Genomic DNA, 24,287 nt, shown 5'->3' with positions numbered 1-24,287 from the left:
CTCTCCGCCGCCTGGCCGCTCGGCCAGCGGCGACAGTTGACACCCTATCCGTACGGAGGCACGAAAAGAGCGCCACTCGTCGTGCTCGAATGGCGGAGCGTCGCCTGACAACGATCCCGGGTGCCAGCCCGTACGATGCTACCGACGAGAAAGCCGCCAGGCGGGCTGCCGCCACGGCATCAGCGCGGCACGGCGGTTGAGCGGCGGGCCGATGAGCAGGTTTCTCGTCCGTCCGCTCCGTGAACAGTGGGAGGTCAAAGTCGTGCGCCCGCGTCAGCTCTCCCGGCGTGCCCTGCTGGCGGGCGGAGCGGCCGCTCTCACCGCGTGCAGCGCCTCCGGCCCTTCGCAACCGTCCGCGCCGCCGTCCGACTCGCCGGAGACGGTGCTGGTGAAAGGGCTGATCGCGGAGAAGGAGGGCACGATCGCGCTCTATTCGTCGCTGATCGCCGACGGCGCGCGGAAGCTCGTGCCGTTCCGCGACCGGCATCAGGCGCACGTCGACACGCTGCGCAAGCACGTGCCTCCAGGCTCCGCGGCCCCGAGCGGGTCACCGGCCCAGTCGCCGGCCCAGTCGCCGGGCCAGTCACCGGCCCAGTCACCGGGCGGGTCGCCGTCCGCACGTGCCAGGCCGGAGAAACCCACGCTGTCCCGGCTGCGCTCGCTGGAGCGGAAGGCGGCGGCGCGGCGCGCCCGCCAGCTCGCCGGCCTGTCACCGGGGATGGCCCAGCTGATCGCCAGCATCGGCGCCTGCGAGGCGGCCCACGCCGCCGCCCTGCCGAGGTCGTTGTGAACGCGGGCGACATCGAGAAGCTGCGCAGGGCGCTGACGGCCGAGCACGCCGCGCTGTTCGCGTACGGGCTGCTCGGCGCGCGCACGTCGGGGTCGTTGCGCGACAGGATGACCGCCGCCTTCAAGGCCCACCGGGCGAGCCGCGACCAGTTGCGCGGCTACATCATCTCCCGGGGCGGCAAGCCCGCCGAGCCCGACGCCTCCTACGCGCTGCCGTTCGTCCCGTCCGACGCCGCGCAGGCCGCCAAGCTGGCGGTGCACCTGGAGAGCGGCGTCACGGCCGCCTACCTCGAACTGGCCGCGGCGCAGGACGACGCGCTGCGCCGCTACGCCGCGCTGGCCATGCAGGAGGCCGTGACCCGCTCCTACGCCTTCCGCCCCGCCCAGCCCTCGGCGTTCCCCGGCATGCCGGCGCCGCCGCCGGCGACGCCGTCGCCCTCGTCCTCACCGGTACAGGACGGAGAGTAGGTCGGGTCCGAGTCGCTCGACGGCGGCCGCGTCGAGCTGGTAGTAGACGACCGAGCCGCGCCGGTGGGTGTGGACGAGCTCGGCCTCCCTGAGCCTGCGCAGGTGCCTGGAGACCTGCGGCGCGGTCATGCCGAGCTGGGTGGCCAGCTCGGCGGTGGCGACCGGGTTGCGCAGGATCGCGTAGCAGAGCCGCAGCCTCGTCGGGTCCTGCAGGGCGGCGAGCCGGCGCCTGGCCGTCTCCAGGGTCGGAGCGGGAGAGGTGCCGGCGCTGTACTGGATGACCACGGGATGGCCGGGAAAGTGCTTGATCACGAGGTGCGGCCGCCCGTGGACGGTCGGCACGATCAGGCAGGGACGCCCGGCGTCCACCCGGGCGGTGGCGCTGTAGAGCTTGCCGAACACGATCCGCAACGACCCCGACGCGGTCCTGGTCGCGGTGGCGGTCGGGAGGTCGGCCAGGGCCAGCGGCCCGCGCGTGCGCAGATCACGCGTGCGCAGCGCGCCGTCGTGGTCGATCGCCTGGCGCAGCGACGGCCATTCGGCGTCGAACACCGCGGCGGCGAAGCGGGTGAGGAAGGCGAGCAGCTCTTCACGGAACCCTTCGGGGTCGGCGCGCAGCCTGGCGCCGATCTCCACGCGGCTGGTGGAGATCAGCCGCATCCGGTTCAGTTCCTCGTCGCCGAGCAGCGGCACCAGCTCGGTGTCGTTCTTGCCGATCAGGGCCTGCACGGTCATCGCGGTGAAGTCGCCGATGGGCAGGTCGGCCACCTCCCGCAGCTCGCCGTCCAGGGTGCGCTTGGGCGTGGCGGACAGCGGCAGCAGGTAGCGGGCGCGGAAGGCCCCCCACAGCGGCGCCCAGGCGGCCGCCGCCGCAAGCAGCCCGTCGGGCAGGTCGCGGTGCGCCCTGGCGACCCAGGCGGCGCTGGCGGGATGGTGCCCTGGCTCGTCGAACGCGTGCAGGCAGGCGCACAGCTCGGCCAGTGGCGAGCGCCGCACCACGATGGATTCGGTGGCGGATGAGTCGAGGAACAGCGTGACGGCCACCCTGCACATTACCGCGTACGCGTCAATCTCCTTGCGGGTGACCCGGCGTTTACCCAGGCTGTCGCCTCATGACTGAGGCATTGCATGTGGTCAAGCATCCGACCGCCTTCTACTCGGCGGGCGCCACGACCGTGTTCGCGTCGAAGTTCGACCAGCGGTTCTCGTACTGCCTGTACGTGCCGTCCGCGCACGACCCGGACGGCGCTCCCCTGCCGATGGTGGTCCTGCAGCACGGGACCGGCCGGCGCGGCCCGCAGTATCGCGACAACTTCGCCGGGTGGGCCGAGGAGCACGGCTGCCTGGTGCTCGCCCCGCTCTTCCCCGCCGGCATCGAGGACCCGCACGACCTGCATGCCTTCAAGTTCATCCGGTACGGGGACATCCGCTTCGACCGCGTCCTGCTGGCCATGGTGGACGAGGTCGCCGAGCGCTTCAACGTGGCGGCGGAACGGTTCCTGCTGCATGGATTCTCCGGTGGCGGCCAGTTCGTGCACCGGTTCGGCTACCTGCATCCCGACCGGCTGTCCGGATTGTCCATTGGTGCGCCGGGGCGGATAACGTACATCGACCACACCAGCCCCTGGTGGATCGGGCTGAAGGGGTTCGAGGAGGAGTTCGGCTGCCCGCCCAGGGTGGACGAACTGCGCGACGTGCCGGTGCAGATGGTCGTGGGCAGCGCCGACGTGGAGACCTGGGAGATCAACAACCAGGGCGACAGCAACTGGATGGACGGCGCCGACGCCCACGGCGTCACCCGCGTCGACCGGCTCACGGCCCTGCGCGACAACTTCGAGGCCCACGGCATCAGCGTGCGGTTCGACGTCGTGCCTGGCGTCGGCCACCAGCCGATGCGCGTGCTCGAACCGGTCAAGGACTTCTTCGCCTCGATCCTCACCCCCCGGGAGTCATCATGAAGATCAAGCTGCTGGCCGCCGTCGCGGCGGCCGTGACCCTCAGCGGCTGCGCCGTGGGCGGCGAGAGCGCCGACGCCGGGGCCGCCTATCCGAGCAAGGCCCTGTCGATCATGGCGCCGGGCAGCCCTGGCGGCGGCTGGGACACGCGGGCACGCGGCATCGCCGGCGCGCTCGGCGAGTGCGAGGTGGCCGACGTGGACGCCACGGTGACGAACGTGCCCGGCGCGGGCGGCACCATCGGGCTGGCGCAGTTCGCCAAGCACAAGGGCGACCCGTACCAGCTCATGGTCATGGACAGCGTGACCATGCTGGGCGGCATCGTGAGCAACAAGTCACCGGTGGACCTGTCCGAGCTCACCCCCGTGGCCGGGCTGAGCCGGGGCCCGAGCGCCATCGTGGTGCCGGCGAAGTCGCCGTATAAGGATCTGGAGGCGCTGCTCGACGCGATGGAGGCCAGGCCCCGCAGCGTCAAGTGGACCGGCGGCTCGCTCGGCGGGCCCGGCCAGATGACGGTGGCGGGGCTGGCCAAGCAGCGTGGCGTCGCCGCCAAGGAGATCAACTTCGTGCCCACCGCGGGTGGCGGCGAGTCCATGAACCTGCTGCTCAGCGGGGCGGCGACGGCCGGCATCGACACGGTCGCGGAGCTGGGCGCGCAGATCGAGGCGGGCGAGCTGCGGGCGCTGTCCGTCGATGCCGAGCAGCGGGTCCCCGGCCTCGACGCGCCCACGATGAAGGAGCTCGGCCTAGGCGACGAGGCGGTCTCCACGCTGGCCGGCGTGCTCGCGCCCGCCGGGCTGACCGAGGAGCAGCAGCAGGAGGTGATCGGCCTGCTCGACGAGGTGCGCAAGACCTCGTGCTGGAAGAAGGTGCTGGAGCGCAACAACTGGACCGAGGACTGGAAGCCGGGCGACGAGTTCGGCAAGGTGCTGGCCGAGCAGCGCACGCAGGTCACCTCCATCCTGGGCGAGCTGGGGCTCGGCACGTGACGCAGCGGATCGTCTCCGCCGGCTTCCTGCTCGCGGCCGTGGTCGTGCTGGTCCAGGCCTTCGCGATCCCGCAGGGCGAGGGTTACCAGGCCGTGGGGCCGCGGGCGTTCCCGCTGCTGGTCGGCGGCGGGCTGGCGGTGGTGTCCTTGATCGGGGTCGTCCAGGCGTTCAGGGCCGGCCCGCAGGACGCCGAGGAGGAGACGCACTGGCCGTCGGTGCTCCTGCTGGTGGCGGCGCTGGCGGGCTACGCCCTGGCCCTGGTCCCCGCCGGCTACTGGCAGGCCACGACCGTGTTCTTCGCGGTCGTGGCCAGGGTTCTGGGCAGCAGGAGGCCGCTGCGCGACGTGCTCGTGGGGCTGGTGCTGGCGCTGGCCACGTACTTCCTGTTCGACCGGCTGCTCGGCATCACGCTGCCGCCCGGCTTGGTCAGATTGGCGATCTGAGATGGACGTGCTCGGCAACCTGCTCGACGGGTTCGCTCACGCGCTGAGCCTGCAGAACCTGCTGCTCGCCGTCCTCGGCGTCACCGTCGGCACGCTGGTGGGCGTGCTGCCGGGGCTCGGGCCCGCCACGACCATCGCGCTGCTGCTGCCGCTGACGTTCGTGTTCGACCCGGTCGGGGCGTTCGTGATGTTCGCCGGCATCTACTACGGCGGCATGTACGGCGGCTCGACCACCGCCATCCTCCTCAACATCCCCGGCGAGACGGCCTCCATCCCCACGACGCTGGAGGGCTATCCCATGGCCAGGCGCGGCCGGGCGGGGGCGGCGCTGGCGACGGCGGCCATCGGGTCGTTCGTGGCCGGCACGATCTCCACGGTCGTCATCACCTTCCTGGCTCCCGGCATGTCGAACATCGCCAAGCTCATCCAGCCGGCCGAGTACCTCTCCATTAGAGCCTCCTGAGGGGACCGTCGCCTTCAGGCGATGGGGGAATCGGGAGCGGGTGGGCCACCAAGGCCCGGGCGTTCTGTGGCAGAACCTCGGACACCGTCGCCTCCTGCGGATAGGATGGTGCTTGTGCTTTCGGGCATCGGTCAGGGCTTGGCCGTCGTCTCTCGCGTAAGCGGGGCGAGAAGCCGCTTCCTTCAGGGAGCGGAGGAGTCACCATGGTGCTCGCCTTCGTGACGGTCACCTCGCTGATGGGGACTCGACGGCCCCGAGGCCGCCAACAACGCGGCGTTCTCCGGGGTGCTGGTGCCGCTGCTCACGCTGGGCATCCCGACCTCGGCCACGGCGAGCGTGCTGTTGATCGCGTTCCAGATCTACGACGTGCAGCCGGGGCCGCGGCTCTTCGACCAGCAGCCGGTGCTGGTGTGGACGCTGATCGCGAGCCTCTATCTCGGCAACGTGATGCTGCTCGTGCTCAACCTGCCGCTGATCCGGGTGTGGGTGAAGCTGCTCAGCGTGCCCGCCGCGCTGCTGACGGCGGCCATCCTCACCTTCGCCACGCTGGGGGTCTACTCGATCTCGCAGAGCGTGTTCGAGGTGCTGGTGGCGTACGGGTTCGGGTTGCTGGGGTGGGTGCTGCACCGGGCGCGGTATCCGGTGGCGCCGCTCATCCTGGGGGCGGTGCTGGGGCCGTTGATGGAGGTGCAGTTCAGGAGGGCGCTGGCGTTCAGCGAGGGCGACCCTTCGGTGTTCGTCACGCGGCCGGTGTCGCTGGCGATCCTGCTCGTGGCGGCGGCGTGCCTGATCGGGCCCGCGATCGTACGGCGGCGCGCCAGGGCCTCCGTGCCGTCCGCCTGACGGCGCCATGACGTCGTGCCGCCAGCAGGTCGCGGCGCCCGCCCTCGAGCGGATGGGCGCCGCGGCGGAACCTCAGGAGGAGGCGGCGGCGACGACGCGGTCGGCGGCCTCGGCGAGCGGGATCTCCGACTTCTCGCCGGAGACGCGGTCGCGCAGCTCGACCACGCCCTGCGCCAGGCCGCGCCCGACCACCACGATCGTCGGCAGCCCCAGCAGCTCGGCGTCCTTGAACTTCACTCCCGGCGAGACCTGCGCCCGGTCGTCGACCAGCACCCGCAGGCCGCGCGACTCCAGCTCGGCGGCCAGTGCGAGCGCGGCCTCGACCTGGTTCTCCTTGCCGGTGCCGACGATGTGCACGTCGGCGGGCGCGACCTCGCGCGGCCACACCAGCCCGAGCGAGTCGTGCAGTTGCTCCGCGATGACCGCCACGGCACGCGAGACGCCGACGCCGTAAGAGCCCATCGTGACGCGGACGGGCTTGCCGTCGGGGCCGAGCGCGTCGAGCCCGGCCACGTCGGCGTATTTGCGGCCGAGCTGGAAGATGTGGCCGATCTCGATGCCGTGGTCGATGGACAGCTCGGAGCCGCAGCGGGGGCAGTCGTCGCCGGCGCGCACCTCGGCGGCCTCGATCGTGCCGTCGGGGACGAAGTCGCGCCCCGCGACCACGTCGGCGGCGTGCTTGCCGGGCTCGTTGGCGCCCGTCACCCAGGACGTGCCGGCGGCGACACGCGGGTCGACGAGGTAGCGGATGCCGAGCTCGCGCAGGACCTGCGGGCCGATGTAGCCGCGTACGAGGCCCGGGTGCCTGGCGAAGTCGGCGGCCTCGAAGATGGCGGGCTCGCCGGGCGCCAGGGCGGCCTCCAGGCGCTTGAAGTCGACCTCGCGGTCGCCGGGCACGCCGATGACCAGCGTCTCGGCCTTGTCGGAGCCGGGCGTGGTCACCTTGACGACGACGTTCTTGAGGGTGTCGGCGGCGGTGACGGACAGGCCGTGGTGCTCGTTGACGTAGGAGACCAGCGTCTCGATGGTCGGGGTGTCGGGGGTGTCCATGACCCGGAGCGCGGCGGCGTCGTCGAAGGAGCGGGCGGCGGGCGCGGGCGTGACGACGGCCTCGGCGTTGGCCGCGTAGCCGCAGGCGCGGCAGGCCACGAACGTGTCCTCGCCGGTGGGCGTGGGCGCCAGGAACTCCTCCGAGGCCGAGCCGCCCATCGCGCCCGACTGCGCGAAGACGATCTTGTAGGTGATGCCGAGGCGGTCGAACGTGCGGATGTAGGTCTCGCGGTGCTGCTCGTAGGAGCGCTTGAGACCGTCGTCGTCGAGGTCGAAGGAGTAGGAGTCCTTCATGAGGAACTCGCGGCCGCGCAGGATGCCCGCCCTGGGCCGCGCCTCGTCGCGGTATTTGGTCTGGATCTGGTAGAGGATGACCGGGTAGTCCTTGTAGGAGGAGTATTCGCCCTTGACCATGTCGGTGAAGAGCTCCTCGTGCGTGGGGCCGAGCAGGTAGTCGGCGCCCTTGCGGTCCTGCAGGCGGAAGAGCGTGTCACCGTATTCGGTCCAGCGGCCGGTCGCCTCGTAGTAGTCGCGGGGCAGCAGGGCGGGGAAGAGCACCTCCTGGCCGCCCATCCGGTTCATCTCCTCGCGGACGATCCTGGTGATGTTGTCGAGCACCAGCTTGCCGAGGGGGAGCCAGGAGTAGATGCCGGGCGCCACGCGGCGGACGTAGCCGGCGCGGACGAGGAGCTTGTGGCTCGGCACTTCCGCGTCTGCCGGGTCGTCCCGCAGGGTGCGAAGAAACAACGACGACATGCGCAGCAACACGGCCACTCCTTGCTCGAACCCGGCTCTGAAGGACTACAGGCTATCGACTTCCGGCGGCGCGCCGCGCTAGTTGTCCCCGCGGTCAGACCGGCAGCGGGAGCAGGCCCGCCAGCGAACCGGTCAGGCCGGCCGCGAGCAGGGTCGACAACACCGCCGACATCGCCAGCGCGCGCACCCGTCCCCACGCGTTCCTGCGCAACCCGAGCACCAGCGCCACGGACAGCAGCCCGATCACCGCCGCGGGATACGGCCAGAACGAGCCGTCGCTCTCCACGAGCCCGGGGACCGCCCTGCCGGCCACGTCCGCGATGAGGGCCGCGCCGACCGCGGCCGCCGCGACGTCGCCCCACACGTCGTCCCTGCGGGTGACGTGGGCGGCCAGGCCCAGGCAGACGAGCAGGACGAGCGTCCAGTTGGCCCCCGCGGCCTCGCCGGCGGCGCCCAGGACGTCGTCGCCGAGCAGGGCGCTCGTGCCCATGGCCGAGACCAGCGTGGACAGGCCCGCCAGGAACGTCGTCACCAGCGCCCACCCGAATCCCGAGGCGGTGGCGCCCACCGCCAGGGTGAGGGCGAAGTAGACGTACGGGTCGTAGATCTGGCCCAGCCATCCGGGGGCCTCGCCGGTCACGAGCATGCCCATGGGGCCGACGGCCAGGCCACCGAGGAAGGCCGCCAGCAGGTGGTGTTCGATGTTGCGCTGACGCCGGTCGTATTCGGCGTAGTCGCCGTAGTCGAGTGTGGTTGTGTCCATCTCCATCCCTGGTCATCCCTTTCCCGGCAGATTGCAGGGATGACCAGTGCCAGACTATGAAATCGTACAAAAAGGGCAAAATTGGGTCATTGGTGTACCATCAAGCAATCGCTTGGTTAGGATGCGTCCGTGAGCCTTCCCGATGAGCTGCGTGACGCCGTCCGCGCCTATCTCGCCGGCCGGCCCGGCGCGTCCTGGCAGGAGGCCGCGCGCGACCTCGGCCTCGCCGGGCTGCTCGTTCCCCAGGAGCACGGCGGCGCGGGCTGCGGCCCGGCCGAGATGGCGGCCGTGGCCGGGGAGCTGGGCCGGGTCCTTTCCCCCCACCCGTTCCTGCAGTCGGCGGTGATGGCCGTCGCGGCGGTCGAGGCCTGCGGGGCCGGGGAACTGCTGAGCGCGCTCGCCGACGGCTCGGCGACCGCGACCGTGGTGCTGCCGGGCGACGGCGACCTGCGACTGGAGGGCGACCTGCTCACGGGCGACGTCCCGTACGCGCCGGCGGGCGAGGTGGTGCTCGTCTATGCCGGCGGGCTGCTGGTGGAGGCCGCGCCGACGCGGCGCGAGCCGTACGCGACGATGGACGAGAGCCGCCCGTTGCAGCGGCTCGCCTTCCACCAGGCCCCGGCACGCCGGCTGGGCGACGGCGGGTCGTGGACCCGCGTGCGCGACCTCGGCATCGCGGCCCTGGCCGCCGAGCAGGCGGGCGGGGCGCGGCGCTGCCTGGAGATGGCCGTCGAGCACGCCAGGGCGCGGCGGCAGTTCGGGCGGCCGATCGGGTCCTTCCAGGCGATCAAGCACAAGCTGGCCGATCTGCTCCTGCTGGTGGAGTCGGCTTGCTCGGCGGCGGAGGCCGCGGCCCGCGACGAGGTGTCCGCGGCCATCGCGGGCTCGTACTGCACGGAGGCCTATCTGGCGGCGGCCGGCGAGAACATCCAGGTCCACGGGGGGATCGGGATCACCTGGGAGCACCCGGCGCACCGCTATCTCAAGCGCGCCACCTCGGACGCGCAGCTCTTCGGGCCTCCGCAGGCCCACCGCGCCCGCCTGGCGGCTCGCGTCTTCGCGGGCGCCTAGCCTCCGAGCAGTTCCTCCCACGGATGACGGGTGTTGGTGCGGCGGGTGGTGTCGAGGGCCTCGGACAGCCGCCAGAAACCGGACCGCGCCCGCAGGGTGGCCCGGCCCATCGGGTCGATCGCGCGCAACTCGAACCGCACGCCCATCACGTCGAGCATGGCCGAGCCCGCGCCGCCCGGGCCCGCCTCGGTGACGAGAGAGCCGCCGGAGGCGCGGACATGACCTGAGAGGAGCTCGGCCACCTCCGAGGCGTACGGGCCGTCGCGCCACTCGATGTGCCAGCTGTGGTCGGCTCCGCGCCACCAGGTCAGGTCGCGGCACGACTCGATGAAGTCGACCTCGGTCGCGAGCGCGGCCATCACCCGGCCGAACGCCTCGTAGCCGCGGGCGCTCGTGAGCGAGAGGTCGTCGTCGCCTGCGTCGGGGCCGCTGCCGGGACCGGGGCCGGGGAGCGCGCCGTCCTTGGGCCGCCGCGGCGCGCGCTTTCGCTTCACGGGCATCACTCTGATCGTCACCGCGCCCTTCCCGCAAGTCTTTGCCGCTGATACGCTCTACCAAGCGAGCGCTTGGTCACCAACCTTGCCGGAGGCGCGATGACGTCCCTACGGATCAGCCTGGGATACGAACTGGAGGTCCGCGGTCGCACCCGCGACGTCGAACAACAGGCGTTCAGGAACGTGATCCAGCAGGTCGTGCTGGGCGATCGGCTGGGGTACGACACCGCGTGGTTCGTGGAGCACCACTTCACCAGGGGCTTCTCCCACTCCTCCGCCCCCGACCTGGTCCTCGCCGCCGTCTCCCAGCGCACCGAACGCATCCGACTGGGGCTCGGCGTGGTGCTCCTGCCGTTCCAGTCCCCGATCCGCACGGCCGAGCGCGTCGCCACGCTGGACGTGCTCAGCGGCGGGCGGGTGGAGTTCGGCACGGGACGGGGCGCCTCGCCGCTGGAGTACCAGGCGTTCCAGCGGCCGTTCGAGCAGTCGCGGCGGATCTGGGAGGACTCGCTGGAGGCGACGCTGGCGATCTGGCAGGCCGACGGCGCGCCGGTCAGCAGGTCGAACGACTTCTTCGAGATCCCCGACGTGGCCGTCTACCCCCGGCCGGCTCAGCAGCCGCATCCACCGGTGTGGGTGGCCTCCACGTCGCTGGAGGGTTATCTGGCGGCGGCGCGGAACGGGTACAACCTGCTCGGCATGACCATGCTCAAGGGCATCGACGACGTGGCCGCCGACATCACGAGATATCGCAGTTGCCTGGCCGAGAGCGGCTTCGACCCGGCGAGCCGGCGCGTCGCCCTGATGATCCCCTGGTACGTCGCCCCCACCCGCGAAGAGGCGACCGCCACGGCCGCCGACGCCGTGCTGTGGTACATCCGCCGCCAGGTCAACCTCGTCACCCCGCCCGGCTACTACGACGCCCGCCACGCCACGCACCGCGTGCTGGGCCAGCTGGCGGCCGGGCTGCCCCCGGAGGAGGCGATGGCCACCCTGCGCGAGAACCTGATGGTGGTGGTGGACGACGTGGCGGGCTCGCGCAAGGCCCTGGCCAGGATCGCCGGGGCGGGCGCCACCGACCTCATCATCCAGGCGCAGGTCGGCGGCCTGGCGCACGACCGGGTGTGCGACGCGATGACGCTGTTCATGACCGAGGTGGCGCGGTGACCCGTCCCTGGCTGACCCGTGACGACCTCGGGGCCGCCGGGCACTCCGCCACCGGCCTGCTCCTCGTCTCCCCCGACGCGTCGAGCGTCCTGCCGATGGGGCCGGACGACCGCGCGGCGGCGTCCGCGCTGACCGGCGCGGCGCTGCGCGCGGCGGGGGTGGGCGAGCGCGACCGCGTCGTGGTGGCCCTGGCGGAGCCGGCGGGCGCGCTGTGGAGCGCCGCGGCGGCCGACGTGGCCGCGGCCGCCGCCTGCACCGGGCCGCGCGGCCGGATGCGGCTGCACCACACGCTGTCCGCGCTGAGGGCCACCACGCTGGTCATCACCCCCACGGGGGCGATGGACCTCCTGGCCCGCCTGCACCTGGAGTTCCTGCTGGACCCGCTGGACCTGGGCCTCAGGACCATCGTGCTCACCGGCGAGATCGCCTCGAAGCGCACGATCGGCCATCTGGCGGGCGAGTTCGGGGCACGCGTCACGGAGGTGCTGGCGAGCCCGTTCGGCGGCACGGCCCTGGCCTGGCGCGCGGCCGAGGACGACCCGCTCACGCCGCTCGCCGGCGGCCTGATCGCCCCGGCTCCCCTGACCAAGGACGACCGGTCCGCGCCGCCCGGCCCGCTGGCCGAGCTCGTCCTCACCCCTCGCGGCCACGCGACGTTCGGCGACGCCGTGCTGAGGACCGGGCTGGTGGTCAGGACCGGTCCTCAGCACGGTCCCGGCGTCCCCGCCCCCGCCCATACGGCCGGCGAGCACGTCCTCGTGAGGGGCGTGTGGCTGGCCCTGCCCCGCGTCGAGAAGGCGCTGGTGACGATCGACGGCGTGGCGGGCTGGGAGCTGGCGATCAGCCGCCCGGGGACGCTGGACGCGGCGGCGCTGACGGTGACGTTCACCCGCGAGAGCCTGGTGGGCAACCCCATGTGGCGCTCGCGGATCGAGCAGGCACTCCGGGCGCTGACCCCCGTCTCGATCGCCGTGGAGATCGCCGGGAACGTCTCGGAGGCGCCCTTCCCCGCGACGGTGACCGACCTGCGCGGCCACCACCTCGGCAGGGACCGGGCGCTCATCACCTGAGAGGCGACGGGAGGCGCGAGCCGATGGCACCGATGCCGGACTGGGGGACGCTCCCCCGCATGCTGCGCGACCAGGCCGGGCGCCACCCCGGCGTCACCGTGGTCGCCGGGGGCGGCGCCGGCGTGACGTTGTCCGGGTTGCGGGCCGCGGCGGCCGGGATCGCCCGCGGCCTGATCGCCCTGGGAGTCGGCCCGGGGGACCGGGTGGCGATGTGGGGGGTGAACTCGGCGTCCTGGGTGGCGCACGCCTTCGGGATCTGGGACGCGGGCGCGGTCGTCGTGCCCCTCTCGTCCCGGTACAAGGGCATCGAGGCGGCCCAGCTCATCGAGAAGACGGGCGCGAAGGTCCTGATCACGGGCACGGGCCCGGCGGACGCCCCGCTCGCCGGCCTCCTGCCGCCGCTTCCCGGCCCGCGGGTCGTCAGCGCCGAGGCGGGCGGATTACGGGCGCTGGGCGCGGAGGTCTCCGCCGGGGAGGCCGAGGACCGGGCGCTCGCCGTCCGCCCCGACGACCTGTGCGAGATCATGTCGACCTCGGGCACCACCGGCGCGCCCAAGGGCGTCATGCTCGACCACGCCCAGATCCTGCGCGGCTACTGGGACTGGTCCGAGATCGTCACCCTGGACGAGCACGACCGCTACCCGGTGATCGCCCCGTTCAGCCACGGGTTCGGGCTGAACGCCGGGCTCGTCGCGTGCGTGCTGCGCCGGTCCACGATGGTGCCGGTCCCGCTCTTCACCCCCGACGCCCTGATGTCGCTGATCTCGTCCGAGCGGGCGAGCGTGCTCGCCGGCCCGCCCACGCTGTTCCACCGGCTGCTCGACGAGCTGGACCGGGGTTCGTGGGACGTGTCGTCGCTGCGGGTGGCCATCTGCGGGGCCGCCGCCGTGCCGTCCGCCCTGATCACCAGGATGGTCGAGCGGGTCGGGCTCGAGCGGATGATCAACGCGTACGGGCTGATGGAGGGCACGGTCGTCTCCATGACCAGGGCCGGCGACCCCATCGACGTGATCGCGAACACCACGGGCAGGCCCGTGCCCGGCATCGAGGTCAAGATCGTCGACGATGACGGCGAGGAGGTCGCTCCCGGCGAGCGCGGCGAGATCCTGCAGCGCGGCTACGGCGTGATGCGCGGCTACTGGAACGAGCCCGCCAGGACGGCCGAGGCCGTCGACGCCGGCGGCTGGCTGCGCACCGGCGACGTCGGCGTGCTCGACGAGGCCGGCAACCTGGCCATCGTGGACCGCAAGAAGGAGCTCTACATCGTCAACGGGTTCAACGTCTCCCCTGCCGAGGTCGAGTCGCTGCTGCTGCGCGAGGGCTCGCTGGCGCAGGCCGCGGTCATCGGCGTGCCCGACCCGGTGGCGGGCGAGGCCGGCCTGGCGTACGTGGTCGCGCGGCCGGGCGTGACGCCCGACCCCGAGGCCCTGCTCGCCTGGGCGAGGGACAACATGTCCGGCCACAAGGTGCCCAGACGCGTCATCGTGGTCGACGCCCTGCCCGCCAACGCCAACGGCAAGATCGACAAACAGGCCCTGCGCGACCGGCTGCCGTGAGCCTCAGGGGTCCCCTGGAGGGGACGGGCGGGTTACGGTGGGCTCGGCGCCTGAAAAGAACGGCCTGAGAAACGGCCTGAATATGCGGTCCGGACGAGCGGTCACGCCGGCACTGCCCGGTTGTGCGCCGTTCACCGGCCGCGTTCATCCGGGTCGGCGATCGGGGATACATCGATCACACCGGCCGGTTGTACTTAAGGGGACACATGTCTCGTGCGACCGGGTCTTAGGAGGCAGCGTGACGTTGCACGTGGCGGTCATCGGGTCGGGTCCCGCCGGGATCTACACGGCGGAGGCCCTGGTCAAGCAGTCGTCAGAGCCTGTCCATGTCGACGTGCTCGAACGCCTGCCGACCCCGTACGGGCTGGTCAGGTACGGCGTCGCGCCCGACCACACGTCGATCAAGTCGATCGCCAACTACCTGCGCAGGGTGCTGGAACTCCCGGAGGTGCGCTTCCTCGGCGGCGTCACGCTGGGCGAGCACCTTTCCGTCGAGGACCTGCTCGGCGTCTACGACGCGGTGGTCTACTGCACGGGCGCGATGGTCGACAGGAAGCTCGGCATCCCCGGTGAGGACCTGCCGGGCAGCGTGGCGGCGACCGACTTCGTCAACTGGTACTGCGGCCATCCCGACGTCGACTCCGGCAGGTTCACGCTCGACACCTCCGAGGTCGCGGTGATCGGCGTCGGCAACGTGGCCGTCGACGTCGTCAGGGTGCTGGCCAAGACGTCCGACGAGCTGCGCTCGACCGACGTACCCCATGACGTGCTCGAACGCCTCCAGCACAGCCAGGTCAAGGCCATCCACATGATCGGCCGCCGTGGCCCCGAGCACGCCAAGTTCACCCTGAAGGAGCTGCGCGAGCTCGGCGAGCTGGCCAACGCCGACGTCTGCGTCCGCCCGGAGGAGGCGGTCGTGCTGGGCGGCGACTTCCCGCGCCAGGTCCAGGGCAACATCAAGGTCCTGCAGTCGTGGGCCGGGCGCGAGCCGGTGGGCCGGCCGCGCCGCCTCGACGTGCGCTTCTGGCTGCGGCCCGTGGAGATCCTCGGCACCGAGCGGGTCGAGGGCATCACGCTCGAACGCACCCGGCTGTCGGACGAGGGCCGCGTGGTCGGCACGGGCGAGTTCGAGACGCTGCCCGTCGGCATGGTGCTGCGTTCCGTGGGCTACCAGAGCGTGCCGCTGCCCGGGGTGCCGTTCTCCGAGGCGACCATGACCGTGCCGCACGAGGCCGGCCGGGTGCGCGAGCGCGAATACGTGGCCGGCTGGCTCAAACGCGGGCCCACCGGGGTGATCGGCACCAACAAGTCCGACGCCGCGGAGACCGTGCGCACGCTCCTCGCCGACCTCGCGGGACACGAGCGGGCTCACCGCGGCTCCGTCGACGCGCTGCTGGCCGAGCGCGGGGTGCGGCCGGTGACGTACGAGGAGTGGCTGGCGATCGAGCGGGCCGAGGCCGAGCTGGCCAGGTCGCTCGGCAGGGGCGAGCGCGTCAAGCTCGTGGGCTTGGAGGCCATGCTCCGTGCGTGCCGGCCTTAGGGGTTTCGCGCAGGCGTACACGGTCCAGCTGGCCCGCTATCCCGCCGGCGAGCTGGAGTGGCAGCCCGTCCACACCGTCTACGTCCCCGCCGACCGGTTCACGGCCGGCACGGTCTCGGCGTGGGGCGACCAGGCGGCGTCCCTGGTCGAGGCCCATCTGGCCGGCCCGGGCGAGCTGGCCGAGGTGTTCGGCGTGCCCGGCGGGCTGGCGCCGGCCGTGCACGAGCGGCTGGTGCGCAAGCTGGCGTCCGCGCCCGTCGAGGACGTGCGCGTCGACTTCGAGGACGGCTACGGCGTACGCCCTGACGGGGTCGAGGACGGGCACGTGGAGCAGGCGGCCGAGGCGGTGGCCGCGCTGCACGCCGCCGGGGCGCTGCCGCGGCGGTGGGGGCTGCGGGTGAAGTCGTTCGCCGACGGCGACCCCGAGCGGTCGGCGCGCACGCTCGACGGGTTCGTCACGGGGGTGGTCGCGCGGGCCGGGGAACTGCCCGGCGGGTTCGTGGTGACCTTCCCCAAGGTGCTGATGGAGGCCTACCTCGGGCAGTTCGCCGGGGTGCTGGCGCGGCTGGAGAGCGGGCTCGGGACGCGGCTGCGGTTCGAGATACAGGTGGAGGCGCCGCAGACGCTGCACTTCCTGCGCGGTGACCTGCCCGAGTCGCTGGACGGCCGGCTGGCGGCGGCGCATTTCGGGGTCTTCGACTACACGGCGGCCATCGGGTTGCCGCCGCACGAGCAGCGGCTCGACCATCCGGCCTGCGACCACGCCAGGCACGTGATGCAGACGGCGTTCGCCGGCACGGGGGTGGAGTTGTCCGACGGCTCGCTGGCCGCCTCGCCGGCCTCCGGCGGGAAGGAGGACGTGCACGCGCTGTGGCGCCGGCACGCCGAGCTCGTCAGGCACTCGTTGCGGCACGGCTTCTACCAGGGCTGGGACATGCACCCGTCACACCTGGTGAGCAGGTTCGCCGCCGTCTACGCCTTCCACCTGGCCCGCTACGACTCCTACCGGGAGCGGGTCAGCGCGTGGGAGGAGCAGCGGCAGGCGGGCGGAGGCGTCATGGACGAGCCCGCCACGATCCGCACGCTCGCGGCCGCCCTCCGCCGCGCCGACCTGACCCTTCCGTGAAGGCCGCGGCTCAGTCGCGTTCGACCAGGGCGCGCCACTGGCGTACCAGGCGCCACTCGACCGGGTCCGACCAGCTCGCCCGCACCGCCGATCCGACGTGGAAGGCGCGGATGCCGTAGTCGAGCAGGGAGGGCACGTACGCCGGCCGCAGGCCGCCACCGGCCAGGATGATCGAGCCGTCGCCCGCCCCGGCGCGTGCCTTCAGCACGGGCAGCCCGCTCCCCACGCCCGTGGGAGAGCCCGAGGTGAGCACGGTGGCCAGGTTGGGGAGTAACCGCACGGCCCGCCACGACGCCTGCACGTCGGCGGCGTGGTCGACGGCTCGGTGGAACGTCCAGGGCAGCGGGGAGACGGCGTGGATGAGCGCCTCGGTGGCCGCCAGGTCGACCGCGCCGGCCCCGTCCAGGAAACCGAACACGAACCCCGCCGCCCCCGCCTGCGCCAGTGCTTTGGCGTCGCGGGCCAGCCGGTCGAGCGCGTCGGCGTCGGCGGCGAAGCCGGCGTCGCGCCGGAGCATCACCATCTGGGGGAGGGGGCATTCCGCGGCGATCGCGGCCACGGTCTCCGGGGAGGGGGTCAGCCCGTCGGCCGCCATGTCGGCGACGACCTCAAGCCGGTCGGCTCCGCCCTGTTCGGCGGCCACGGCGTCGCGCACGTTGAGCGCGATCACCTCGAGCAGGGATCCGGTCATGCAGGAGAGGCTATATGGTGCTCTGCACCCTTCTGCCGCCATAGCCCAAAAGGCGGCAGGATGACACCCTCACAGTGCCTCTCCGCCCGCCTGAGAGCCCTCCTGCGGGGCCGCGCACCGGCGGGCTGCGGGTGGGGTCGCGGGCGGGCGGCGTCCGCCGGTCCACGGGGCGTACACGCGGGCCCGGCCCCCGCGCGGGGGCCGGGCCAGGAGTGTCAGGCGCTGATCAGCTCCGCCATCGTCAGGTCACGGAAGGCCGTGGCCGGAAGGTCCAGCGAGGGGCGCTGGAAAAGGGCCCCGGAGGACCGGTGCGGCAGGTCCACCGTACGGACGTGCCGAAACCCCCGGGTGCGGTAGTAGCGCTGCAGGCGCGGATTGCCCTTGGCGCAGTCGAGCCGCAGCCAGGGCAGCCCCGCGGAGCAGGCCGCGGCTCCGGCCCAGTCGAGCAGGGCGTCACCGAGACCGCTGCCCGACCACGGCCGGGCGACGGCGAGCTTGTGGATGTAGAGTGCCGCGCCCGGATCGTCGGCGGGTGTCCAGAATTCCGGGTCGGCGTGGTCGTCGAGGGCTATGGTGGCAACCGGTGGTGCCGCTTCGTCGGGGTCGAGATATCTGAGCTCGTCGTCGAGCAGGAAGAGCACCCGCTCCTCGATGAGCGGTTCGATCCGCTCGGGACCGAAACCCCCGCGGGGCCACTGCCTGAGACCCTGCGTATGGAGCCACTCGGCGGTGTCCGCCAGGAGAGTGAGTACGCCGGGAAGGTCCGCGGGTTCCGCGCGCCGGAGCGCGAGCGGATGAAGCAGCGTGTTCGTGTGCATAATACAACTCCCGTTGCGTCGGGTGCCCGCGCTGGCACAAAGCGTGATGACGCGATGGTGCGCGGTGGCCGAAAAGGGCCTTAACCCGATATATATGGATAAATGGCGATTTGGGGGAGTATGCACGACTCCCCGAGGCCAGCGAGGCGGCTAATTCTCGCTGCGCCCGGCCGGCGGGATCACCCCTTCGAACGAGCTCTTCAGCGGCGATCGAGCTCGTATCTGATCAGATGTTTGTCGGCGGGCAGCACCGACACCGCGACACGCACGGGCATGTCGGCCCCGTCGAAACCAACGCGGACATAGACCATGACTGGCGTGCCGAGTTCGAGCTGGAGGCGCTCGGCTTCCTCCTGGTTGGGCATGCGGGCCCAGATGTCGTCGACGACGCGTATCTGCGCATGCCCCAGCTCTTCCAGCACCCGGTTCGCCCCTCGCGCGATGTCTCCGGGCCTGGCGATCTCGGAGTCGGCGACGAGATCACGTGGAAAGTAGGAATCGTTGGTGTTGTACGGCTGGCCGTCCACGAACCGCAGACGGCGTCTCACCACCGCCAATTCCCCGTCGGCCAACTCCAGCCTGCTGGCGATCTCCTCGACTGGAGACACCGTCAGGACCTCGATGTACTGGCTCGGGGCACGGCCCTCCTGCGCCACGGCGTAGGCGAAGGCTTCCCGAAGTTCCCCACTGGGTTGCGGCTCCAGCTCCCGCTGCGGATAGATCAGCAGCGGTCTGCGGTCCCGGACCACCGTCCCGCGCCGCGGCGTGCGCGTGACCAGCCCTTCGTTGACGAGTTCGCCGAGGGCCAGCCTGACGGTGTTCCTGCTCACCCCATGGTCTTCCATGAGCTGCGCCTCGGTCGGCAGCTGCGCCCCGGGGCCGAGGACACCCGAGTAGATGGCTCGTCTCAACTCCGAAGCCACCTGCTGATACAGCACCGACCTTGCCACTTTCACCCCTTTTGTTCCAACAATTTAGACGATCTGGTTCTAGCAGGCCACAACCCCTTGACCAAACCCCCTCGCCCGGCCCATCATCCATTCGTTGGTACAAATCCATCTATAGGCCGGTGAGGAGGTGAAGGCCAGTGTTGCCGGACCGCACGGATATGCCATACCCGCGCTGGCATGCCTCTCGCGACACAACACGTTTACTGCGTTACGTGTTGTGTCGCCAGGGGTCCACCCACACCTACCAGAGCAATGGCACCTCCGTGCAATCGACGTTGACTGAGCTGACCGTGTGGTGCGAAGACGGAACCTTTGTCTGGAATGAGGAGGGTGGCGCCCCCGTCACGCACCCCGACGATGACCCGATTGACCCAGCTCAAGACATCGCCGCATGTCGCCGGCAGCGCAAACCTTCTCCCTCCCCACCGACTCCGTGTGTGAACTAACGGCCTAGGACTCCATCCCTCGCCGGAGTCCTGGCGCCGTCGCACACGGGGCAGGAAGCGCGTCCTGGCGGGTCCCCCACGCCCGCCAGGACGCGTTTTCCTCCGAGGACCGACCAGTTGCCCGGGAATTCGACCGGCTGCAGCCTCTTCTCCCGTTGCGAGGCTCGCTCCGGTCAGGCGGCGCCCGGGCCAGGCTGGGCGGACACGGCCAGGCGCGGGCAGGCGCGAAGGCAGGCTCACCGGCGGGCAGGATCACGACCCACGACCTCACGGTCGCGCCCGTCACCACGCCAGAACCTCTCACGCCAGCCACCACCGAGCCGTCCGCGTCGACGCCTACCGCATCATCATCAACCCTCGGGGCCGGACCCGTGAGCCGCTTGGGAAAGGCGGGGCTGGTGGGGTTTTCCGGTACCAATCGAATGTGCGACGCAAGATCGACCAGCGCGAGACCTTGCGCCGCGACCGACGATCGTCTAGGGCTCTGGCCGCCAGTCGACCAGGGTCAGGTCCGCGTCGACCCGGGTGTAGGAAGCCGTGACCCGCTCGCCATGCTCCGGCGGCCGCCGGCCGCGCCAGTTCCCGTACACGAAGCAGCCGGGGACCGCCACCAGCCTGACCATCACCACCACGTACGGCTCCCGCAGGCCGGGCACGAAGGGCTGGTGGTTGACGATCCAGCTCTCCACCGTTCCCTCCGGCGCCACCTCCCGCCAGTGCGCGCCCTCCGTACGGCATCGCGCGCAGAACGCCCTGGCCGGGAAGCGGGCCGTGCCGCAGGTGTCGCACACCTGCACCGCGAACTCCCGCCTGCCGACCCGCTCCCACCACTCCCGGGAATCCCGGTCGGGCTCCGGCCGGTACCCCGCCATCACGCCCTCCGCAGGATCAGGGCCGAGGTGGCCGGAAGGACGTAGCCGGGCTGGGCCGTGGACAGCGCCACCTCCGCGCCCGGCACCTGGCGCTCGCCGGCGTCGCCCCTCAGCTGGGAGACCGCCTCGGCGATGTGGTTCATGCCGTGCACGTAGCCCTCGGACAGGAAACCGCCGTGTGTGTTGACCGGAAGCGGGCCGCCGGCCGCGGTGGCGCCCGAGGCGACGTACGGCCCGCCCTCGCCCTTGCCGCAGAAGCCGTAGTCCTCCAGCTGGACGATCACCGAGTACGTGAAGCAGTCGTACAGCTCGGCCACGTCGATGTCGCCGGGCCCGAGACGGGCCTGCGCGTACAGGCGTGGGGCGAGGGCGGCGGCCGCGGTCACCGTGGGGTCGGCGCCGGGGCCCGAAAGGTGGGTGGTGCCGCCGCCCCAGGCCGTAGCGGAGATCAGCACGGGAGGGCGGCGCAGGGCTCGGGCGCGTTCGGCGGTGGTGACGACGACGGCGCAGGCGCCGTCCGTCTCCAGGCAGCAGTCCAGGAGGCGGAACGGCTCGGCGATCCACCGGCTCGCCAGGTAGTCGTCCAGGGTGATGGGGGTGCGCATCAGGGCGCGGGGGTTCCGGGCGGCGTTCGCGCGCTGGATGACGGCCAGCTGCCCGAAGTGCTCGGCTTTTGTCCCATATTTCAACATGTGGGCGCGGGCGTACATGGCGTACTGCTGCGGTGGCGCGACATAGCCGTACGGGGCCTGGTACTGCACCTCCGGGCTCACCGGCACGCCCCGGCCCGTGCCGCCCATACGGAACTCCGAACGGGCGTTGACGGCCCGGTAGCAGACGACCGTCTCGGCCATGCCCGTCGCGACCGCCAGCGCCGCCTGGCCGACGACCGCGTGCGAGACGCTGCCCCCGCCGAACTGGTCCAGGTGCCAGGCCAGGTCCGCCAGTCCGAGGGCGGGGCCGACCAGGGTCGGCGGGGCCGAGTCTCCCACACGGTGCGTGGCCAGGCCGTCCACCTGGTCCACGGGCAGCCCGGCGTCCTCCAGGGCGGCCAGCACGGCACGGCAGGCCAGCGTCAGGGTGCTGACGCCCGAGTTCTTGGTGAAGGGGGTGTAGCCGACCCCGGCGATCGCGGTCAGATCAGAGAAAGCAAGCAAGCGCTTGGGCACATCCGTCACGTTAGACAGGACGTTTCACCCATGTCAACGCACCTCCCGTGGCCCGGCTTGACACTGTTCCCGGGTTCACCCTACCGTCCAAGCAAGCGCTTGGTAATATTAGGCGCACCCGGTGGACGAGGAGGCGGATCATGAGCACACACGCTGCCCGGCTCATCGCGCCGGACGGCTGTCGCGGCCTTCCGACGCCCCATCAGCGCAGAGTCCGCAACGGAGCCGCCATGCCGCCCGGCCCCTCACAAGGCCACCTCGACACCCTCCGCTTCCGCCAGGTGCTCGGCAGGTTCGCGACCGGCGTGGTGGCCATCACGGCGGTCGAGCCGGTCAGCGAGGAGCCCTGTGGCCTGGCGGCCAACTCCTTCACCTCGGTCTCGCTCGATCCGCCCCTCGTGGCGTTCTGCGTCGCGCACACCAGCACGAGCTGGCCCAGGGTGCGCGGCGCCAAGGTCGTCACGGTGAACGTGCTGGCCGAGCACCAGCAGTCCGTGTGCGCCCAGCTGGCGGCCAAGGGCGGCGACAAGTTCGCCGGCCTGACGTGGACCGGCTCCCCCGGCGGCAACCCCGTGCTCGACGGCGCGCTGGCCTGGATCGACTGCGCCGTCGAGACCGAGCACCTGGCGGGCGACCACATGATCGTGGTGGCCCGGGTGCTCCAGCTCGACACCCACGCGGACGGCGGCCCGCTGGTGTTCTTCCGCGGCGGCTACGGCGGCTTCGTTGCGCCTGCCTGACCCGCGGACGCCGGGCGGCTTTCGCGAGCAGGCGCGGGCCTGGCTGGAGGAGGCGCTGAGCGGCGAGTTCGCCCATGTGCGCGGGCTGGGCGGCCCGGGACGCGAGCACGAGAGGCACGAGGAGCGGCTGGCGTGGGAGCGCCACCTCGGCAGGGCCGGCTGGACCTGCCTCGGCTGGCCCCGTCGGTACGGCGGCCGCGCCGCCTCCCTGGAGGACCAGGTGGCCTTCCACGAGGAGTACGCCAGGGCGCGGGCCCCCGCCAGGGTCGGCCACATCGGCGAGGGGCTGATCGGCCCGACCATCCTCGAGTTCGGCACCGGCGAGCAGAAGGAGCGCTTCCTCCCGCCGATCCAGCGCGGTGAGGAGTTGTGGTGCCAGGGCTACTCCGAGCCGGAGGCCGGATCCGACCTGGCCAACGTCCAGACCAGGGCCCGCTTGGAAGGCGGCACGTGGGTGGTCACCGGCCAGAAGGTGTGGACCTCGCTGGCCCACGTGGCCGACTGGTGCTTCGCCCTGTGCCGTACGGAGGAGGGCTCGCGGCGGCATAACGGACTGTCGTACCTGCTCGTCCCCATGGACCAGCCCGGGGTCGTCGTCCGGCCGATCGTCCAGCTGACCGGGACGTCCGAGTTCAACGAGGTGTTCTTCGACGGGGCACGGACGGCGGCGGGCAACGTCCTCGGCGCGCCCGGCGACGGCTGGCGGGTGGCGATGGCCACCCTCGGCTACGAGCGGGGCGCGTCCACGCTCGGGCAGCAGATCGGCTTCCGGCGCGAGCTGGCCGAGGTGATCGCGACGGCCGGGCGGACGGGCGCGGCGGACGATCCCGTGCTGCGCGACCGGCTCGTCAGATCGTGGCTGGAGCTGGAGATCATGCGCCTCAACGCGCTCAGGATGCTCCGCCCCGGCTCCGGCGCCGAGGTGTCGATCGCCAAGCTCTACTGGTCGGAGTGGCACCGCAGGCTGGGCGAGCTGGCGCAGGCCGTACAGGGCAGGGCCGGCCTGGTGGCCGACGGCGGGCTCAACGAGCTGCAGCGCCTCTACCTGTTCAGCCGCGCGGACACGATCTATGCCGGATCCAGCGAGATCCAGCGGAACATCATCGCCGAGCGCACGCTCGGACTCCCCCGCTGATCGGCCCGCTGATCGGCCCGCTGATCGGCCCGCTGATCGGCCCGCTGATCGGCCCGCTGATCGGCCCGCTGATTGGCCCGCTGATTGGACTGCTCATGCCCCAGCCCTACCCCAAGGCGCACGGACTGCTCGACGGCAAGGTGACGCTGGTCACGGCGGCCGCGGGAGCCGGCATCGGATACGCGACGGCCAGGCGCTGCGCCGAGGAGGGCGCGACGGTCGTCGTCTCCGACCGGCACGAGCGCCGCCTGGCCGCCGCCGCCGACGCGCTGACCGACCTCGTCGGCGTCACGCCGCTGGCCGTTCCGTGCGACGTGACCTCCGAGGCGCAGGTGCTGGCGCTGTTCGACGCGGCCGTCGAGGCGCACGGCAGGCTGGACGTGGTCGTGAACAACGCCGGGCTCGGCGGCACGGCCCCGCTCGCGGAGATGACCGACGAGCAGTGGCACACGGTCGTCGACGTCACCCTGACCGGCACCATGCGCTGCACGAGGGCCGCGCTCAGGCAGATGACCGCGCAGGGCTCGGGCGTCATCGTCAACAACGCCTCGGTGCTCGGCTGGCGGGCCCAGCCGGGCCAGGCGCACTACGCGGCGGCCAAGGCCGGCGTGATGGCCCTGACCCGGTGCGTCGCCCTGGAGGCGGCCGAGCACGGGGTACGGGTGAACGCCGTGGCGCCGTCGCTGGCGGTCCACCCGCATCTGGCGAAGGTGACCGGGGAGGAGTTGCTGGCGGAGCTGGCGGCCAAGGAGGCGTTCGGCCGGTCGGCGGAGCCGTGGGAGGTGGCCAACGTGATCGTCTTCCTGGCCAGCGACTACTCGTCGTACATGACGGGCGAGGTGGTCTCGGTCTCCGCACAACACCCGTGACTCTCGTGCGAGGGACGCGACCCTGATGGTCAGGGAAAGATCAGGGTAGGCGGG

Annotated in this window: 24 protein-coding genes and 1 pseudogene; 16 read left to right on the top strand and 9 right to left on the bottom strand. The window is 72.0% G+C overall.

Annotation, left to right across the window (positions count from 1 at the left end; all coding sequences use genetic code 11):
* Positions 1–262 precede the first annotated feature (262 nt).
* Positions 263–790: a hypothetical protein gene (locus ABGB14_RS00735; RefSeq protein WP_347641535.1), complete on the top strand. Its 528-nt coding sequence runs from the start codon at positions 263–265 to the stop codon at positions 788–790.
* Positions 787–1,257, top strand: coding sequence for a ferritin-like domain-containing protein (locus tag ABGB14_RS00730; RefSeq protein ID WP_347641534.1), 471 nt, complete (start codon positions 787–789; stop codon positions 1,255–1,257). The genes ABGB14_RS00735 and ABGB14_RS00730 overlap by 4 nt, the downstream gene beginning before the upstream one ends.
* Here ABGB14_RS00730 and ABGB14_RS00725 read toward each other — a convergent pair.
* Positions 1,234–2,301, bottom strand: coding sequence for a DUF5937 family protein (locus ABGB14_RS00725; RefSeq protein ID WP_347641533.1), 1,068 nt, complete (start codon positions 2,299–2,301; stop codon positions 1,234–1,236). The genes ABGB14_RS00730 and ABGB14_RS00725 overlap by 24 nt on opposite strands.
* A gap of 68 nt (positions 2,302–2,369) precedes the next feature.
* Here ABGB14_RS00725 and ABGB14_RS00720 point away from each other — a divergent pair, with 68 nt between their 5' ends.
* From ABGB14_RS00720 to ABGB14_RS00700, 5 genes and pseudogenes are all read left to right on the top strand, one after another.
* A complete protein-coding gene (locus ABGB14_RS00720) occupies positions 2,370–3,215 on the top strand; it encodes a PHB depolymerase family esterase (RefSeq protein WP_347641532.1) in 846 nt (281 codons plus the stop codon).
* Positions 3,212–4,201: a tripartite tricarboxylate transporter substrate binding protein gene (locus tag ABGB14_RS00715; protein WP_347641531.1), complete on the top strand. Its 990-nt coding sequence runs from the start codon at positions 3,212–3,214 to the stop codon at positions 4,199–4,201. The genes ABGB14_RS00720 and ABGB14_RS00715 overlap by 4 nt, the downstream gene beginning before the upstream one ends.
* A complete protein-coding gene (locus ABGB14_RS00710; RefSeq protein WP_347641530.1) occupies positions 4,198–4,644 on the top strand; it encodes a tripartite tricarboxylate transporter TctB family protein in 447 nt (148 codons plus the stop codon). The genes ABGB14_RS00715 and ABGB14_RS00710 overlap by 4 nt, the downstream gene beginning before the upstream one ends.
* A gap of 1 nt (position 4,645) precedes the next feature.
* The gene (locus tag ABGB14_RS00705; protein WP_347641529.1) at positions 4,646–5,107 is read left to right on the top strand and encodes a tripartite tricarboxylate transporter permease; all 462 of its coding nucleotides are present in this window, start codon (positions 4,646–4,648) and stop codon (positions 5,105–5,107) included.
* A 258-nt stretch (positions 5,108–5,365) separates the two neighbouring features.
* A pseudogene (locus ABGB14_RS00700) lies at positions 5,366–5,950 on the top strand (tripartite tricarboxylate transporter permease); the annotation flags it as partial.
* 72 nt (positions 5,951–6,022) lie between these two features.
* Here ABGB14_RS00700 and ABGB14_RS00695 read toward each other — a convergent pair.
* Both ABGB14_RS00695 and ABGB14_RS00690 read right to left on the bottom strand, forming a co-directional pair.
* Positions 6,023–7,768, bottom strand: coding sequence for a proline--tRNA ligase (locus ABGB14_RS00695; RefSeq protein WP_347641528.1), 1,746 nt, complete (start codon positions 7,766–7,768; stop codon positions 6,023–6,025).
* Positions 7,769–7,850: 82 nt separating this feature from the next.
* Entirely contained in the window at positions 7,851–8,519 is a 669-nt protein-coding gene (locus ABGB14_RS00690; protein ID WP_347641527.1) for a hypothetical protein, read from the bottom strand.
* 129 nt (positions 8,520–8,648) lie between these two features.
* Here ABGB14_RS00690 and ABGB14_RS00685 point away from each other — a divergent pair, with 129 nt between their 5' ends.
* Positions 8,649–9,590: an acyl-CoA dehydrogenase family protein gene (locus tag ABGB14_RS00685; RefSeq protein WP_347641526.1), complete on the top strand. Its 942-nt coding sequence runs from the start codon at positions 8,649–8,651 to the stop codon at positions 9,588–9,590.
* On the opposite strand, the gene ABGB14_RS00680 is transcribed toward ABGB14_RS00685, so the two are convergent.
* Complete coding sequence (locus tag ABGB14_RS00680) at positions 9,587–10,090, bottom strand: hypothetical protein (RefSeq protein ID WP_347641525.1); 504 nt, start codon at positions 10,088–10,090, stop codon at positions 9,587–9,589. The genes ABGB14_RS00685 and ABGB14_RS00680 overlap by 4 nt on opposite strands.
* Positions 10,091–10,183: 93 nt before the next feature.
* Between ABGB14_RS00680 and ABGB14_RS00675 the strand changes: the two genes are divergently transcribed.
* The 5 genes from ABGB14_RS00675 to ABGB14_RS00655 all read left to right on the top strand — a co-directional run bounded on the left by ABGB14_RS00675 (position 10,184) and on the right by ABGB14_RS00655 (position 16,543).
* Positions 10,184–11,251 (top strand): LLM class flavin-dependent oxidoreductase, encoded by a 1,068-nt coding sequence (locus ABGB14_RS00675; protein ID WP_347641524.1) that lies wholly within the window; start codon positions 10,184–10,186, stop codon positions 11,249–11,251.
* Positions 11,248–12,321: a hypothetical protein gene (locus tag ABGB14_RS00670; RefSeq protein WP_347641523.1), complete on the top strand. Its 1,074-nt coding sequence runs from the start codon at positions 11,248–11,250 to the stop codon at positions 12,319–12,321. The genes ABGB14_RS00675 and ABGB14_RS00670 overlap by 4 nt, the downstream gene beginning before the upstream one ends.
* Positions 12,322–12,344: 23 nt before the next feature.
* A complete protein-coding gene (locus ABGB14_RS00665) occupies positions 12,345–13,877 on the top strand; it encodes an AMP-binding protein (RefSeq protein WP_347641522.1) in 1,533 nt (510 codons plus the stop codon).
* Between the two features lie 238 nt (positions 13,878–14,115).
* Positions 14,116–15,417, top strand: a complete 1,302-nt coding sequence (locus ABGB14_RS00660; RefSeq protein WP_347641521.1) for an FAD-dependent oxidoreductase — start codon at positions 14,116–14,118, stop codon at positions 15,415–15,417.
* Positions 15,401–16,543, top strand: a complete 1,143-nt coding sequence (locus ABGB14_RS00655) for an aldolase (protein ID WP_347641520.1) — start codon at positions 15,401–15,403, stop codon at positions 16,541–16,543. Before ABGB14_RS00660 ends, ABGB14_RS00655 begins: the two co-directional genes overlap by 17 nt.
* 10 nt (positions 16,544–16,553) lie before the next feature.
* Here ABGB14_RS00655 and ABGB14_RS00650 read toward each other — a convergent pair whose 3' ends face one another.
* The 5 genes from ABGB14_RS00650 to ABGB14_RS00630 form a co-directional block, all read right to left on the bottom strand.
* Complete coding sequence (locus ABGB14_RS00650; RefSeq protein WP_347641519.1) at positions 16,554–17,234, bottom strand: copper homeostasis protein CutC; 681 nt, start codon at positions 17,232–17,234, stop codon at positions 16,554–16,556.
* A 215-nt stretch (positions 17,235–17,449) separates the two neighbouring features.
* Positions 17,450–18,052, bottom strand: coding sequence for a GNAT family N-acetyltransferase (locus ABGB14_RS00645; RefSeq protein WP_347641518.1), 603 nt, complete (start codon positions 18,050–18,052; stop codon positions 17,450–17,452).
* A 200-nt stretch (positions 18,053–18,252) separates the two neighbouring features.
* Positions 18,253–18,975 (bottom strand): GntR family transcriptional regulator, encoded by a 723-nt coding sequence (locus ABGB14_RS00640; RefSeq protein ID WP_347643101.1) that lies wholly within the window; start codon positions 18,973–18,975, stop codon positions 18,253–18,255.
* A gap of 949 nt (positions 18,976–19,924) precedes the next feature.
* The gene (locus ABGB14_RS00635; protein WP_347641517.1) at positions 19,925–20,320 is read right to left on the bottom strand and encodes an OB-fold domain-containing protein; all 396 of its coding nucleotides are present in this window, start codon (positions 20,318–20,320) and stop codon (positions 19,925–19,927) included.
* A complete protein-coding gene (locus ABGB14_RS00630; RefSeq protein ID WP_347641516.1) occupies positions 20,320–21,489 on the bottom strand; it encodes an acetyl-CoA acetyltransferase in 1,170 nt (389 codons plus the stop codon). Before ABGB14_RS00630 ends, ABGB14_RS00635 begins: the two co-directional genes overlap by 1 nt.
* A 140-nt stretch (positions 21,490–21,629) precedes the next feature.
* Here ABGB14_RS00630 and ABGB14_RS00625 point away from each other — a divergent pair, with 140 nt between their 5' ends.
* The 3 genes from ABGB14_RS00625 (at position 21,630) to ABGB14_RS00615 (ending at position 24,233) form a co-directional block, all read left to right on the top strand.
* Positions 21,630–22,229: a flavin reductase family protein gene (locus ABGB14_RS00625; protein ID WP_347641515.1), complete on the top strand. Its 600-nt coding sequence runs from the start codon at positions 21,630–21,632 to the stop codon at positions 22,227–22,229.
* The gene (locus tag ABGB14_RS00620) at positions 22,216–23,364 is read left to right on the top strand and encodes an acyl-CoA dehydrogenase family protein (protein ID WP_347641514.1); all 1,149 of its coding nucleotides are present in this window, start codon (positions 22,216–22,218) and stop codon (positions 23,362–23,364) included. Before ABGB14_RS00625 ends, ABGB14_RS00620 begins: the two co-directional genes overlap by 14 nt.
* Before the next feature lie 95 nt (positions 23,365–23,459).
* Positions 23,460–24,233, top strand: a complete 774-nt coding sequence (locus ABGB14_RS00615) for an SDR family oxidoreductase (RefSeq protein WP_347641513.1) — start codon at positions 23,460–23,462, stop codon at positions 24,231–24,233.
* The last annotated feature ends 54 nt before the right edge of the window (positions 24,234–24,287 follow it).

Origin of the sequence: Nonomuraea sp. B10E15 (assembly GCF_039871615.1) — a bacterium.
Taxonomy (GTDB): domain Bacteria; phylum Actinomycetota; class Actinomycetes; order Streptosporangiales; family Streptosporangiaceae; genus Nonomuraea.
The sequence above is the reverse complement of the archived record's forward strand: the minus strand, read 5'-3'. Positions and strand labels throughout refer to the sequence as shown.

What these genes read in the sequence shown, in the direction of transcription:
- ABGB14_RS00720 (WP_347641532.1), top strand. Translation starts at nt 2,370, where the DNA reads ATGACTGAGGCATTGCATGTGGTCAAGCATCCGACCGCCTTCTACTCG.
- ABGB14_RS00715 (WP_347641531.1), top strand. Translation starts at nt 3,212, where the DNA reads ATGAAGATCAAGCTGCTGGCCGCCGTCGCGGCGGCCGTGACCCTCAGC.
- ABGB14_RS00705 (WP_347641529.1), top strand. Translation starts at nt 4,646, where the DNA reads ATGGACGTGCTCGGCAACCTGCTCGACGGGTTCGCTCACGCGCTGAGC.
- ABGB14_RS00690 (WP_347641527.1), bottom strand. Translation starts at nt 8,519, where the DNA reads ATGGACACAACCACACTCGACTACGGCGACTACGCCGAATACGACCGG.
- ABGB14_RS00680 (WP_347641525.1), bottom strand. Translation starts at nt 10,090, where the DNA reads ATGCCCGTGAAGCGAAAGCGCGCGCCGCGGCGGCCCAAGGACGGCGCG.
- ABGB14_RS00675 (WP_347641524.1), top strand. Translation starts at nt 10,184, where the DNA reads ATGACGTCCCTACGGATCAGCCTGGGATACGAACTGGAGGTCCGCGGT.
- ABGB14_RS00665 (WP_347641522.1), top strand. Translation starts at nt 12,345, where the DNA reads ATGGCACCGATGCCGGACTGGGGGACGCTCCCCCGCATGCTGCGCGAC.
- ABGB14_RS00650 (WP_347641519.1), bottom strand. Translation starts at nt 17,234, where the DNA reads ATGACCGGATCCCTGCTCGAGGTGATCGCGCTCAACGTGCGCGACGCC.
- ABGB14_RS00645 (WP_347641518.1), bottom strand. Translation starts at nt 18,052, where the DNA reads ATGCACACGAACACGCTGCTTCATCCGCTCGCGCTCCGGCGCGCGGAA.
- ABGB14_RS00635 (WP_347641517.1), bottom strand. Translation starts at nt 20,320, where the DNA reads ATGGCGGGGTACCGGCCGGAGCCCGACCGGGATTCCCGGGAGTGGTGG.
- ABGB14_RS00625 (WP_347641515.1), top strand. Translation starts at nt 21,630, where the DNA reads ATGAGCACACACGCTGCCCGGCTCATCGCGCCGGACGGCTGTCGCGGC.
- ABGB14_RS00615 (WP_347641513.1), top strand. Translation starts at nt 23,460, where the DNA reads ATGCCCCAGCCCTACCCCAAGGCGCACGGACTGCTCGACGGCAAGGTG.